The organism is Lachnoanaerobaculum sp. Marseille-Q4761, assembly GCF_017565785.1.
Taxonomy (GTDB): domain Bacteria; phylum Bacillota; class Clostridia; order Lachnospirales; family Lachnospiraceae; genus Lachnoanaerobaculum.
In genome coordinates, this window is sequence record NZ_JAGEKB010000001.1 from 1,369,933 (window position 1) to 1,383,535 (window position 13,603).

General features: G+C 35.7%; 12 protein-coding genes and 2 pseudogenes. 12 read left to right on the forward strand and 2 right to left on the reverse strand.

Annotated features, from left to right (window positions below; genetic code table 11):
• Window positions 1–148 precede the first annotated feature (148 nt).
• Window positions 149–886, reverse strand: a pseudogene (locus tag J4O15_RS06320) (IS1634 family transposase); the annotation flags it as partial.
• 494 nt (window positions 887–1,380) lie between these two features.
• On the opposite strand from J4O15_RS06320, the gene J4O15_RS06325 reads away from it, so the two are divergent.
• The 5 genes from J4O15_RS06325 to J4O15_RS06345 all read left to right on the forward strand — a co-directional run bounded on the left by J4O15_RS06325 (window position 1,381) and on the right by J4O15_RS06345 (window position 5,953).
• On the forward strand, window positions 1,381–3,021 hold the full coding sequence (locus J4O15_RS06325) for a DUF438 domain-containing protein (protein WP_009220020.1): 1,641 nt from the start codon (window positions 1,381–1,383) through the stop codon (window positions 3,019–3,021).
• Window positions 3,018–3,302, forward strand: coding sequence for a DUF4491 family protein (locus J4O15_RS16435; RefSeq protein ID WP_083810537.1), 285 nt, complete (start codon window positions 3,018–3,020; stop codon window positions 3,300–3,302). The genes J4O15_RS06325 and J4O15_RS16435 overlap by 4 nt, the downstream gene beginning before the upstream one ends.
• Before the next feature lie 595 nt (window positions 3,303–3,897).
• Window positions 3,898–4,095 carry a hypothetical protein gene (locus tag J4O15_RS06335; protein WP_008752917.1) on the forward strand — a complete coding sequence of 66 codons (198 nt, stop codon included), beginning with the start codon at window positions 3,898–3,900 and terminating at the stop codon, window positions 4,093–4,095.
• A gap of 17 nt (window positions 4,096–4,112) precedes the next feature.
• Window positions 4,113–5,441, forward strand: coding sequence for an IS4 family transposase (locus tag J4O15_RS06340; RefSeq protein ID WP_208100095.1), 1,329 nt, complete (start codon window positions 4,113–4,115; stop codon window positions 5,439–5,441).
• 197 nt (window positions 5,442–5,638) lie between these two features.
• Window positions 5,639–5,953: a hypothetical protein gene (locus J4O15_RS06345; protein ID WP_208100096.1), complete on the forward strand. Its 315-nt coding sequence runs from the start codon at window positions 5,639–5,641 to the stop codon at window positions 5,951–5,953.
• A gap of 38 nt (window positions 5,954–5,991) precedes the next feature.
• On the opposite strand, the pseudogene J4O15_RS15895 reads toward J4O15_RS06345, so the two are convergent.
• Window positions 5,992–6,231, reverse strand: a pseudogene (locus J4O15_RS15895) (ISNCY family transposase); the annotation flags it as partial.
• A gap of 230 nt (window positions 6,232–6,461) precedes the next feature.
• On the opposite strand from J4O15_RS15895, the gene J4O15_RS06350 reads away from it, so the two are divergent.
• From J4O15_RS06350 to J4O15_RS06380, 7 genes are all read left to right on the forward strand, one after another.
• Entirely contained in the window at window positions 6,462–7,145 is a 684-nt protein-coding gene (locus J4O15_RS06350) for a D-lyxose/D-mannose family sugar isomerase (protein ID WP_208100097.1), read from the forward strand.
• Window positions 7,093–8,412, forward strand: a complete 1,320-nt coding sequence (locus J4O15_RS06355) for an AAA family ATPase (protein ID WP_243761970.1) — start codon at window positions 7,093–7,095, stop codon at window positions 8,410–8,412. Before J4O15_RS06350 ends, J4O15_RS06355 begins: the two co-directional genes overlap by 53 nt.
• On the forward strand, window positions 8,399–9,031 hold the full coding sequence (locus tag J4O15_RS06360) for a hypothetical protein (RefSeq protein ID WP_208100098.1): 633 nt from the start codon (window positions 8,399–8,401) through the stop codon (window positions 9,029–9,031). The genes J4O15_RS06355 and J4O15_RS06360 overlap by 14 nt, the downstream gene beginning before the upstream one ends.
• Before the next feature lie 270 nt (window positions 9,032–9,301).
• A complete protein-coding gene (locus tag J4O15_RS06365; RefSeq protein ID WP_208100099.1) occupies window positions 9,302–10,303 on the forward strand; it encodes a LacI family DNA-binding transcriptional regulator in 1,002 nt (333 codons plus the stop codon).
• Window positions 10,304–10,327: 24 nt separating this feature from the next.
• Window positions 10,328–11,725: an ABC transporter substrate-binding protein gene (locus J4O15_RS06370; protein WP_208100100.1), complete on the forward strand. Its 1,398-nt coding sequence runs from the start codon at window positions 10,328–10,330 to the stop codon at window positions 11,723–11,725.
• Between the two features lie 124 nt (window positions 11,726–11,849).
• On the forward strand, window positions 11,850–12,749 hold the full coding sequence (locus J4O15_RS06375; RefSeq protein ID WP_208100101.1) for a carbohydrate ABC transporter permease: 900 nt from the start codon (window positions 11,850–11,852) through the stop codon (window positions 12,747–12,749).
• An 11-nt stretch (window positions 12,750–12,760) separates the two neighbouring features.
• Entirely contained in the window at window positions 12,761–13,600 is an 840-nt protein-coding gene (locus tag J4O15_RS06380) for a carbohydrate ABC transporter permease (protein ID WP_208100102.1), read from the forward strand.
• The last annotated feature ends 3 nt before the right edge of the window (window positions 13,601–13,603 follow it).

Consider the following 13,603-nt stretch of genomic DNA (forward strand, 5'->3'; position numbering starts at 1 on the left):
CCATTATATCACAGACCTAGAGGAGATTTTTATATTTAGTAACAAAAAAGTGTCGTATTTATACGGCTTTTGGCGTTTTGCAAACGCCTATATAATCCCGATATTGAAAGGAGAAGGTGACAACGAGATGTTGCTCCAGACCGTCTTAGTTAATCCATCGGTCTTTATAGAATGTCTTCTCGTAGTTCTCAATCTCATCTAATTCACTGAGCTTATACTCTGTTTTATCTGCGATAAGGTGCCATCCGTCTTCATCAAGACAGTAATCCTTGAGATGTCCTTTCAGCTTTTTGATTGGTTGCGTTGTAACAAATTTCCGGTTCGGCGTGTTGTTGAAAACACGATTTGAAGTTGATGATAGTCCTGCATCTGTACAAACAATAAATTTCGTCATTCCAAAGTCAGAAAGAATCTTTTTCTCCAATGGTTTCATCGAAGGTTGTTCATTCTCATTTCCGTTAAAGAGGGAGAAGGTGAGAGGAATCTCATCTGCATCCATAAACAGCCCCATCTGTACAATCGGATTCGGACGGTTTTCTTTGGAATGACCATATTTTCTGAAATCATCCGCTTCCTCAATCTCGAAGTAATAGTTAGTGCAGTCATAGTAAAGAACTCTTTTATGTCGATTCAGTACCATTTCGGAATTCTTGTAAAGTTGAGACTGGAAAAAAACATTCTCTTTTGCAAGGATTTCCAGTGCACAGTAAACGTGATGGAGCTTGCAGTCAGGCTTTTCAAGAAACTTTTTTGAAAGTTCAAGAGAAGACCTCTTGGACCCGGGATAAATAATCCTAGAGAAAAGTAGCATAGACAGGATTTGATTCAGGTCAAACTCAAACTTGTACTTTTCGGCAATCTGAGCACAGATGTCATGGATTTTTAAAGGCTTTTCGAGGCCTGAGGAGATTTTGGAATTATATAACTGTCAAACTACCGATCCGAATAATAAGGATCGTTTTATACTTTTCCCTACTATTACTCTGCTAAGATCCTAGGATTAGCTTTATAACAGAATAGTTAGTCAAGAAAATCTTTTTCTCATTATTTTTTTAAATTGGTTAGCCATGTCTACCTAAGCAGTATAATGCCGTTATTAAGAATTATAAATAAAAGCTTCGTTATGGGATGCATTAATATTTTTTATTCTATCTTTCCGTAAACTTGTTTGAAGATATTTTTCTATAACATATAAATAAGGCTTTGGAGAAATTCTATGAAAATCTCTTTAGAATTTAATATGGAAATTTCATTGTTTTTCTTTCTTCTTTTTTGCTATAATATTATAAGTTAGATTATTCTAACCAACTATGCAATACTATATTTTCCTTTCTAATCTAATTGGATAGCAGATAGGAATATCCCCTGAAGGAGAAAACTATGAGAGAGAATTTTCAAAATATTGATGGTAAGAAGTTAGAAATTGTCCATGAAATAAAATCCGCCTATGATGAGGGAAAGATTTCTTTGGAAGAAGCAAGAAAAGCCCTTAAAGATAGAGTACAGCACCTTGCCCCCTATGAAATCGCCATTATCGAGCAGGAAATGGTGGAAGAAACCGAAGATGAGTGCATTAAGGAAGATATTCAGGCTATGCTGGAGGTCTTCCAGGATGTTTTAGTCACAAAGGATCAAGAGCTTCCGGAAAATCATCCCATCTCCTGTTACCGTAGGGAAAATGCCAAAATGAAGGAACTACTGCTTTCCGTTGAGGATTTGGTGCAGTACCCTCTCATTAAAAACCAATGGCTGGAGCTTTATGAAGACTTGTTGAAATTCAAGATTCATTTGTCCAGAAAGCAAAACCAATTATACCCGGTTTTGGAAAAGAAAGGCTTTACTCGCCCTACCACCACCATGTGGACTTTGGATGACTTTATCCGGGATGAGATTTCAGAGTGCTACAATCTTCTTTTAGAGGATAAGGAAGAGGAATTTATCGGAAAGCAGGCAGAACTTGTGGCTGATGTTCGGGATTTGATGGACAAGGAAGAAAATATCCTCTACCCCACCTCCTTGGAAATGATTAATGAAGAAGAGTTCCGTTATATGGCCGAGGGAGACCGGGAAATCGGTTTTGCCTATATTAGCGTGCAAGCAGATAAGTCCGACAATTCAGCTTCGGCTTCCTCTTCTGTCTCAGCTTCTACATCCGGTGCTCCTCTATCCGGACTTTCTTCCGCTCCCAGTTTTGCGGAAGAGCTTGCCGGTCTTCTGGGAAAATACGGCTTTAACAATAAAGAAGAAAAGTTGAATGTTACTACTGGTCAGCTTACCCTGGATCAGATTAACCTGATTTACCAGCACATGCCGGTGGATCTTTCCTATGTGGACGAAAATGAACTGGTATGCTTCTACACCGACACCAAGCACAGAGTTTTTCCCAGAAGTAAAAATGTCATCGGAAGAGATGTGAAAAACTGTCATCCAAAGGCTTCTGTACATATCGTTGAGGAAATCATCAAAAAGTTTCGTTCCGGAGAGCAGGACAAGGCGGAGTTTTGGATCAACAAGCCGGACCTCTTTATTTATATCGTTTACTATGCGGTTCGAGATGAAAAGGGAAAGTTCCGCGGTGTGCTGGAAATGATGCAGGACTGCACCCATATCCGTTCCCTACAGGGCTCTCAAACTCTTCTGACCTGGGAGCAGCAGGAAAAGGGAGAAGGCAAAGAGACTGCTGAAGACGAAGACAAGAGAGAAGACTCAGAGACTTCTGAAGATGTAGGCAATAAAGAAAACGCAGGGACTTTGGGAGACGAAGAAAATAGAGAAAGTACAGAGTCTTTGACAGCCGGCAAGCTGACAGAAATCACCGAAGACACTCTGTTAAAAGATATTTTGGAAGCAGATCCCAATGTTAAGACTCTCCTTTTCCGATTAAGCGATCGCTTTAAGGCCTTAAACACTCCTCTTGCTCGTATTATGATGCCGAAAGCCACGGTAAAGATGATGAGTGAACGGGCAGAGGTGGATCTTAACACTCTGCTTCGAGAGCTTCGGGGGTATTTTAAACTATGAGCTTTCAAGGTTTACTCTTAGGCTTGGTTTGTTTTCTCTGCATAGGGATATTTCACCCCATAGTGGTCTATGCGGAGTATTACTTTAGTAAAAAAATAGCCTGGCTTTTTTTCATAATAGGTCTATTCGCTTGTGTAGCCAGCATTTTTCTCCCTTCTCTTTTCCTCTCCGGAAGTTTGGCCATCTTTGGCATTTCCTGCTTTTGGAGTATCCATGAATTATATGAGCAGGAAAAAAGAGTGGAAAAAGGATGGTTCCCGAAAAATCCAAAGAGAAAATAGTTCAATACAACGAAAATAAAGCTATAGATGCTGTAAAAATAGAAAGCTCTCTTTAGGCAACAACTCATGAAAAGAGTTTCAAGCTTCTATTTTTACAGCCACTTTTTTTAATTTTCTATTTTATTCACTAATACATATAAAAAAATTATTTTTCATTCTCCCTATACTTCTAAAATTACCCCTCATATTCTTCATTATGCTTTTTTCTAATAATAAGAATATATCCTATTTTTATTCTTTATGCTATATAGGCATTTGCTTATAAAGCACGAATTTCGTTATATTGTTTTTATATTTTGTTTATATTGTTTTACTTTTATTTATTATTTATTATTTAATATTTTTTATACGCCTGTGATATTGTTGTGTAAAAGTTAGTATGCACTAATTTAAAAACAATAATAATTCTTATTGTATACAATATTCAATCGATATATACTCCCGTCTTTGACAGTTGGGAAAGAGTCAAGAGCCCGTAAACGGCGTAATTACGCAATGTCATTAACTTAAGAGTAGTGAGAAAAATATTACAAAAAGATAGTTTAAAAACGATAATTATGCTATACTTATAGTGAGAAAAATCACGAGGTGTAGCATGTTTATAAAAATACTTACAAAAGAATATAGAGGTGAAAAGTATTATTATGCCAGCCTTGTTGAAAACAAACGTATTGATGGCAAGGTTGTGCAGACAGTGAAAGCGAATCTGGGTGCAGTTACTGGGGAGCAGATTCCATATTTGAAGGCAGCCTATGCTAAGAAGAAACCTCGTCTTGTTTATGATGAGGATTAAATAATTGAAGGGCTGTAGTGAGAAAATCACAGAATAGACTATTAAAAGATCAGAATAATATTCTTTCAGATGTATTTCTTGAGGTATGTCGTGGTGGCAAAACAAATACTCTTGTCAGACGTAGAAAGATGCCACTAGAAGATTTAGTGTATTCTATGTTTAATCGCAAGGGCCTTACTCTCAAAATGGAGCTGCGAAATTATATGAAAACAACACATCCGGGAACAGAAATATCTAAACCAGGTTATCTAAAGCAAAGGATGAAATTAAATCCAGACGCATTTAAGTTTCTTTATCAGGAACATAATAAAAATTTTTACCAGGATGAAGAGGTAGAACCATATACCTATAAAGGATTCCTTATTTTAGCTGCAGATGGATCTGATATAAATATTCCTACAACTGATGAAACCATCGAGAAATACGGAAGTGCCTCAGTGAGAGGAGGAAAACCATGTGCTCAGATTGGGCTGGGATGTATTTACGACGTTCTTAATCGCTTTATTCTGGAAAGCAGTATTAATACCGTAAAGTTTGATGAGATGCGAGTAGCCCAGGAACAGTTAAAAGGAATAAAGGATACAATTGGAAACAGATATCCCTATCTTGTTGTTATGGATAGAGGTTATCCTTCGACACCGGCATTTTTGAATTTTATAGATGATGGAGTGTATTTTGTAGCAAGACTAAAAACAAGTGACTATAAGGCTGAACAGAAAGAATTAAAATCAAATGATGAGGATGTCGACATAACATTAACAAAGGCTAGAAGGAGAAATTATATTGGCAAAAAAGAAGAAACTATCATGATGAGCAGAGATTCCTTTTCAATGAGATTTGTAAAGGTGTGTTTAGATGATGGAAAGTCAGAAATTTTCGCTACTAATCTTCCACGGGATAAATTTCCAGAGGAATGCTTTGCAGAACTGTATCATATGCGCTGGGGTATAGAGACGGCCTATGAAGTTTTGAAATACAGATTAAAAATCGAAAATTTCACAGGGATAAAATCAGTGCTTATTGAGCAGGACATTAACAGCACTATTTATGTTAGCAATCTTGCAGAAGATATAATCTGTGATATAGAAGAAAGTAGCCAGGAGCACCTAAAGAATGATTATAAACATACAATGCAGTTAAACCGAAACCTAAGTATCGGACTTCTGAAAAATGACCTAATATACATTCTTATAGAAAAAGATGGAAATAAAAAAGTAGCGCTACTACAGGCATTGTATGATGAAATAAGCAAAAATGTAGTGCCGATAAGGCATGATAGACATTATCACAGAACTAAAGGACAGCTTGCAGCAAATTTCTCGAATACACATAAGCGAAGTTTCTAAACTGAATAAGCATTTCGATTTAAACTGGTGAACTATGCTCTTTTTAAGCTAATAATAGTAAAAGTGAAAGAAAAAGAGGATACCCTTATTTGCAAGAGTATGCTCCAAACGTTAAGTTAATGACATTGCGTATTTATATGGCTTTGGGCGTTTCGCAAACGCCTATATTATAATTTTATTCAAAAGGAGGAAGAAAATTGAAAATTGTACTTAATATTTTTTCTAGAGCATTTATCGCATTGTATGCAATTCTGACTCTTATTGCAGTGATTGCGGAAATGAAAGAGATAGGTTTTCAAAGCATTCACTTGCTATATTTTATCGGAGCTATTTTGTTGATTTCGGCTACAGTCAAGAATCTACCATGGCTTGTATATCTTTCCTTATTGTTAATGATTCCATTGGTAATTTTTACCGGTTATATAGTTGGAAATTTACAATTGTCTCATATTATAATTCGTATATTGATTACAGTACTGTTGTCTTTAATATACGGTTGTTCAGTTCGCTGAGTAAGTAGAAAAAATAAATTTTTTAAAAGTGAGTTATAATAAGCTCTGAGATTCTTTTCAGGATAAACATAAATCATTCTACTGCAGGAAGAAGTTGTACAAGGATTGTCACAGTGACAGACACTTCGTTTGGACTTGTCTTGTCGGTTGTATTCCAATTTCATTTTGGGACATACGAATTTCATTGTGGACAGCTTGCTCTTTAAATGAGATTTACTTCCTTCATGTTTCATTGGAAGTGAAGAATCATGGGGACAACAGGGAATCCCATTTTTGTCAGATTCAAAAATATCTTTACAATCTTCAAAAATATCTGCCAAAGAGAGTTGTTTTTGTGATATCGTAGTAATGTCTCCTTTCGGGATGTGGCATATGTTTTTTGTTCAACTAAATTATATCACAGACCGAGAGGAGATTTTTATATTCAGTAACAAAAAAGTGTCGTATTTATACGGCTTTTGGCGTTTCGAAAACGCCTAAAATATTTAATACAAGAAAGGGGAAAAACATGAAAAGATCAAAAATTAACAGCATCATAAAAGAGATGGAGGCTCTGATAAAAGAAAACGGCTTTCATCTACCGCCGTTTTGTAACTGGACACCTGATGAGTGGCAAAATAAGGGGCATGAATATGATGAAATAAGGGATAATATGCTCGGATGGGATATCACTGATTTCGGTCTGGGAGATTTTGATAAAATAGGCTTTGGTCTTATCACTATAAGAAACGGCAACAGAAACAATGAGAAATATAAAAAGGTCTATGCCGAGAAGCTTTTATTCTTAAGGGATGATATGATGGCACCTATGCATTTCCACTGGTTTAAATCGGAGGATATAATTAATAGGGGAGGAGGAACACTCCTTATTAAGGTATATAATGATGACGGCAAGGGTGGACTTAGCGACTCCGATGTGCTTATAAACTCTGACGGCAGGTCATACTATGTAAAGGCAGGCAGCATGGTAAAGCTTTTACCGGGAGAGAGCATTACGATATGGCCTCATCAATATCATGAATTCCATGTGGAACCGGGAAGCGGCAGCGTGCTTATAGGAGAGGTATCACAATGTAACGATGACAATATCGACAACAGATTCTATGAGGATATAGGCAGATTCCCTAAGATAGAAGAGGATGAAGCGCCTTACAGATTGCTTTGCAATGAGTATCCGGCGGCGAAGGATTGAGAAAGAGAGAATAATGGAATTAAAAATCAGTAATGTCGGAAAGATAGATTCGGCAGAGATAGAGATTAAAGGGATTACAATAATAGCAGGTTTGAACGGCACAGGAAAAAGTACAGTCAGCCGAAGTTTATTTGCAATGTTTCACTCATTCAGCAATATGTCAAGGAAAATAAATTTGGAGAAAATGTATGCTATTGAGGATTTGATTTATAAATTATATATGATGCCTCCGGATTTTTTCAAAAATATGAATATAGATTTAGAAGAAATGGGAAAGGCTTTATTGGGGAATACTGATAAAAACAGTATTAGAAAAGAATTTCAAAAGGTATATAATGAGTCGGCACCTATTGATGATTTAGTTGAAAAAGTGATAAAGATTAATTCCACTTCAGATGATTTACTGAGAAATGAAATTGTTTCAGAAATTTTTTTGAGGGAGTTTAACGGGCATATAACTAATATCCAAAGTAGTGAGAAAAGTGAAATTGAAATAAAGATAAAAGACCATAAAATAGAAGTTATTTTTGATAACAAGGATAATCTGTTGGAGATAGTGAATGAAAAAGAGTTAATACAGAGAATTGTGTATATTGATGATCCGTTTATTATGGATTCTCATAGCCTATTTGAAATATCTCCTGAATCATTATTTTCTGATATACGAAATGAAAAAACTACAAATCACAGGGGGGAGTTAATAAAGCAATATAAAAGCACTAAAAATTTAAATTTGGTAGATAGAGTAAACTTAAAAGAAAAATTAAGTGCGGTATATCAAAAAATCAACGATACCTTAGGTTCGGATATGTCATTATTTGAAACGGATAAAGACAGCATCTCAGGTTCTAAGAGGACAAGGGGATTATCATTAGACAGCCTGTCATCAGGTATGAAAACATTTTATTTAATTAAAAGCCTGATAGATAACGGAACCATAGTACAAAATGGAACTTTAATACTTGATGAGCCTGAAGTGCACCTTCATCCTGATTGGCAGGTTACATTGGCTGAAATTATAGTGTTACTTCAAAGAGAGATGGGACTGCATATTTTGATAAATACCCATAGTCCATATTTTTTACGTGCGATTGAGGTGTTCTCAGGAAAGTATTATACAGAAGATACTGTTAAGTACTACCTGTCATATAATGAAGGGAATAATGCAAAGATGAAGGATGTTACCTTTAATATATCAGAAATTTATAGAGTATTATCTGATCCGCTGCAAAGAATTGAAAATGAGGCATATAATGACGGAGATTAAGGATAAAGTAGAGACTGATATATTTATAGATAATAAAAAACCTTTATTTGAAGTGTCTAAAGATGATTCAGACGAAAAAAATCCGGTTTACATGGTTGGTATTGATGAAGATATTTCAAAAGATATTGTAATTGACTTTGATGATGTGAAAACTGCTTTTTGCAAAAAGTTTCATAAATCTTATAAGGTCTTTAAATCGGCAGATGCCCTGCTTTATAGTGAAGTCAAAAATAAGCTTATATTTGTGGAATTTAAGAACGGTAAGGTCAAAGAAGTTAAGACAAAACTTAAAGATTCCCTTCTCGTTTTTTCAAATATAGTAGATGTGGACTTGAAGTTCTGCCGCAAATATTTGGAATACATTGTGGTATATAATTACGAAAAAAACAAACAATATGTTGAACAAGAAAAAGATAAATACAGAAAAGAAGAGCAAAACAAGTCCCAATCTCTTAGTAGGGAATATATAGAAGGATTTGTAAAGCCATTATTCAGGCTTGCAAAAGATGAAATTATTCTATGGGACCTGGAATTAATGCAGGATATATGTGTATCAGCGGTTCATACATATAATGTGGATGAATTTGTAAAATACTATTCTAAAAATTGTACTAAATAGTGTAAGTAGAAAAGGCATTAGATTTGATTAAGCCATATCATTAATATGACAGCCGGATAGGTTTTCAATTGTATTGCCGGCAATAAATAAACAAAAATCAAAGCAAAATATAAATAAAGCAGTGAAATCACTATCGGGTTTTACTGCTTTATTTTTTACCGGAAAACAGACTTCATAATCAATATTATATTGACGTACTTGTAGATAAGTAGTATCATTAAGTATATCCAAAAACGTTTTTGGAAAATATTTTTTGGAGAGTATTTTGTTTTGGTATCTATAAGAGATGTTGCTAAGGCTGCCGGGGTTTCCGTAAGTACGGTATCACGTGCCTTAAATGATTATGATGATGTAAAAGAGAGTACAAGAAAAAAAATACAGGATATTGCAAATAGTCTTGGCTACAGACCAAGTCAAAGCGCAAGGAATCTTTCATCAAAAAGAAAAGAGAATGTAGCCATACTTATTTCCGGTCTTGGAAGTAACAGCCCTATGGATGAATTTACGGGCAATATGTTAAAGGGGTTAAATTCATACATTCAGGGAAAGAATATGGTTATTGCAATGTATGGAATTTCTTCAAAAATGCAGACAAAGCAGACACTTTCAGAGTTTTGCAGACAGTACAGTCTGTCAGGAGTGATACTTGCAGGTTTAAAGCTTGGGGATCCATATCTTGAAGAAATAAAGTATACCGATATACCCTGTGTAGGTATAGATATAAAGCTTGAAGGAAAGATGGGTGCATCCATACTTACAAATGATGTGGAGGCTTTTAGAGATATCACAAATTATGCCGTTAAAAAAGGTTTTTGTAAGCTTGTACTTGTAAAGGGAAAGGACGAGGCGGCAGTTACTCTTGACAGATATGAAGGATTTAAAAAAGCATTAAAGGACAATGGTATTCTCGATAAGGATGCCGATATATTAAATTGCAAATTTGATGAAGAATTAGCCTACAAAAATGTAAAAAATTATATAGAAAAACATGGTAAAAGAAAAGGCAGAGCTTTTGTATGTATGAGTGATCTTATGGCTGTTGCGGCGGCAAGAGCTATAGAGGATCTTGGATACAGGCTCGGCGAGGACTTTTTGGTTACAGGCTTTGACGGTATACAGCTTCTAAACTATATTAAGCCGAGAATTGCTACCATAGATCAAAATATGATAGAAAAAGGCTATGAAGGAATGCGTTTACTTATAAAAATTATTAAAAATGAGGAAGAGCCTAGGACAATATATATAAAGCATAAACTTATAAAAGGTGAATAAATTTTATTTAAGGAGGGTTTTGTAATGAAACTGAAAAAACTTTTAAAGAGCGGACTTGCTCTGGGGCTTTGTTTTGTACTTGCAGCCTGTTCATCAGGTTCTAAAGGAGCGGGAACGGATGCGGGTAGCGAGCAGGCAAAGGCTGAAAATGCCGAATCTTCACAGGAGAAGAAGGCTGAAACAGACGGGAAAGAGATAGAGCTTAAGATACCTACCTATCTTGCAGGTGAAAATGTGGGCGCGGTATTTTTCCTGCCTCAGGTAGAAAGATTTAATGAAAAATATGCGGGTAAATATAAAGTGGTTGTTGAGGAAGTTGTTCAGGATTCCTATGCAGAGAAAATCAAACAGCTTGCAGGTCAAAACAAGCTTCCGACATTGGTACATTCACCGGGTTCAGGAGGAATAGATACTCAATGGTTTAAGCAGGTCATACTTGATAATGATATGGCATATGATTTGACAGAGTTCGGGAAAGAAAATCCGGATGTTGCAGCTTCATGGATAGAGGGTTCAAAGGATTTTTGCACCGTGGACGGAAAGCTGATTTGTAATCCGCTTATAGTACTAAGACCTATAGGCTTATATTATAACGAATCTCTTTATAAACCTGAAAAGGATATAAGAGATATGAGTATGGATGAGTTTATGTCAGGGCTTGGAGAGAATAAACTGGCATTTATGACCTCTGAAAATGCATGGACTTCATCACTTATGCTGGCTGCACTTATTGCCAATGAGGATGGAGGAGTGGATTTATTAAATAATAATACAAGTGAGAAACTTTGGGATTATAATACACCGGTAATAGTAAATGCTGTAGGCAAGTTGCAAAAGCTTTTGCAAAACAATGCGTCAAGTAATACCGTAGGAGCGGCTTATGCAGATGCTGCAAATGCTTTTATGAGTAATAATGCGGCTTTAATATGCAATGGTTCATGGATGGCATCAGAGTTTAACGAGGATGCCAAGGATAAGTGGAGTAACGGCTTTGACGGAAAAGATGTAAAAACAACCATATATCCGGGAAATATTGCACTTGCAAATCCTAAGGCTTATGGAGATTTCTGGATTTCAAATGCGGCAAGTGATGAGCAAAAGGAGGCGGCAAAGGCATTCCTGGCATTTAGAAGTTCAAAAGAAGAGATAGAGGCATTTATTTTGGCAGAGGGAGGCAATGCTCCTAATATCAAGCACAGTGACGATTTCTTAAATAAGCTTAAAGAAAATGATATATTATATCAGTTGGATCAGAGCATGAATGAAAATACAAAGTTTGTGGCTACACTGGGGGATATATTCCCGGCTTCTGTAGCTGATACAGAGTTTGGAAAACTTCTTCCTAAGTTGATCGACAACTCTTTGACACCGGAACAATTCTGTGCCGAGCTGACAAAGAAAGCACAAGAAGCTAAGCAATAAATATTTGTATGGGGCTGTCGTTTTAAGAATATAATATATAGAATACAATGGATAAAACTATTGTAGAAAATATTATCTTTCTTTATTACGGCAGTCCCATATTTTAAAATAAAGGAGGACTTTGATGAGTTCAAATAGAAAAACAGCGGTAAGCAGACTTGAACGTAAAAACTATAAATGGATCTACTTATTTTTACTTCCTTCTTTCATTGTCTTTGTAACATTTTATATACAACCGATATTTACGGTTTTTTACACTTCATTTACAAAATGGGACGGATTTAATAAGCCGAAATTTATCGGGTTAACAAACTATATAAATATGTTTGGAAATACAGCTTTTAGATATTCTTTAAAAAACCTGCTTTTATGGTCATTTATAGCGGCTGTTTTTCATGTGGGGTTTGGAGTACTTGTGGCTTTTGCAATATTTAAAAAGCCTTTCGGATGGAAGTTTACAAGGGCTGTTTTTATGATACCCAATGTAATAAGTGCAGCTGCATGGGCAATGATTTACAGGTTTATGTTTCATGATGATATGGGAATGATAAATAATATTATAAGAAAGTTTAATTCCGATTTTCATGTGCAATGGTTTTATCAGTCACCATTTGCTTTTATAGCCGTAACTTTGACATGGCTGTTTTATGCGGTAATTGTAACCTTGATAGTGTTAAATGACTTATTTGCAATACCCGGTGATTTGTTTGAGGCTGCACGTGTTGACGGAGCTTCCGATTTTCAACTTATAAAATATATACAGCTTCCTCTTTGTAAGAATGCTATCGGAACATCCATAATAGCTTCTATTACGGCAAGAGTGGCAATGTATGAGCAGATAGCATTGACGACTGCCGGAGGTCCGGGAGATGATACAATGAATCTGCCTGTAATACTTGTAAAGTCTATAATGGATTTAAAATACGGATATGCAAATGCAAACGGAGTAATGATGTTTATTCTGGGGCTGTTTATACTATGGCTTGTAAACAGATTATTTAAGATGAATGAAAGTGTGTATTAAGGAGGAACTTTATGAAATTAAAGAATATAAGAAAAAATCTATCAAAGGTATTCACTTATACACTGCTTGCATTTACGGTTATAATTTCGATTTTTCCAATAATATGGGTTATTATGTCTGCATTCAAAGATAATGCCATGATTTTATCGGATCCTTTTGCACTGCCGAAGCAGGTAAGTTTTGAACCCTTTGTATATATTTTTTCAAAATATGATTTTGGAAGATATTTTATAAATTCATTTTTGATATCTGTAAGTTCAACTTTGGTGGCATTGATATTTTTTGCTATGGGAAGCTATGTACTTGCAAAATATGAATTTCCGGGGAAAAATCTTGTGTTTATACTGTATACGGTCACTTTACTTGTGCCGGCTCAGTCAAAGGCACAGCCTATATTTTCTCTTATTATGAAGTTGGGACTTTATGACAATATATGGGGAGTGGCATTAGTATATGTTTCCATGGGACTTGCAATATCTACATTTATACTTAAGCCGGCATTTATGGCTGTGCCGAAATCTCTTGATGAGGCGGCTGTAATAGAGGGGGCAAACTTTTTTACAGTATTTTGGGAGATCAACTTACCGCTTGCAAAGGGAGGACTTGCAACAGCGGGAATTTTGATGTTTTTAGGAAACTGGAATGAATACTTTTATGCATCCATACTTACATCATCAGATACTACAAGGACTTTACCGCTTGCATTACAGTTTTTTACAGAGGCATTCTCATATAACTACCCAAGGCTTTTTGCCGCATTGACTGTAGTTATACTGCCCGGAATAATACTGTATATTTTGGCACAGGAGCAGGTACAGGCTTCTGTAGCAAGTTCAGGAATAAAGGGTTAGAGA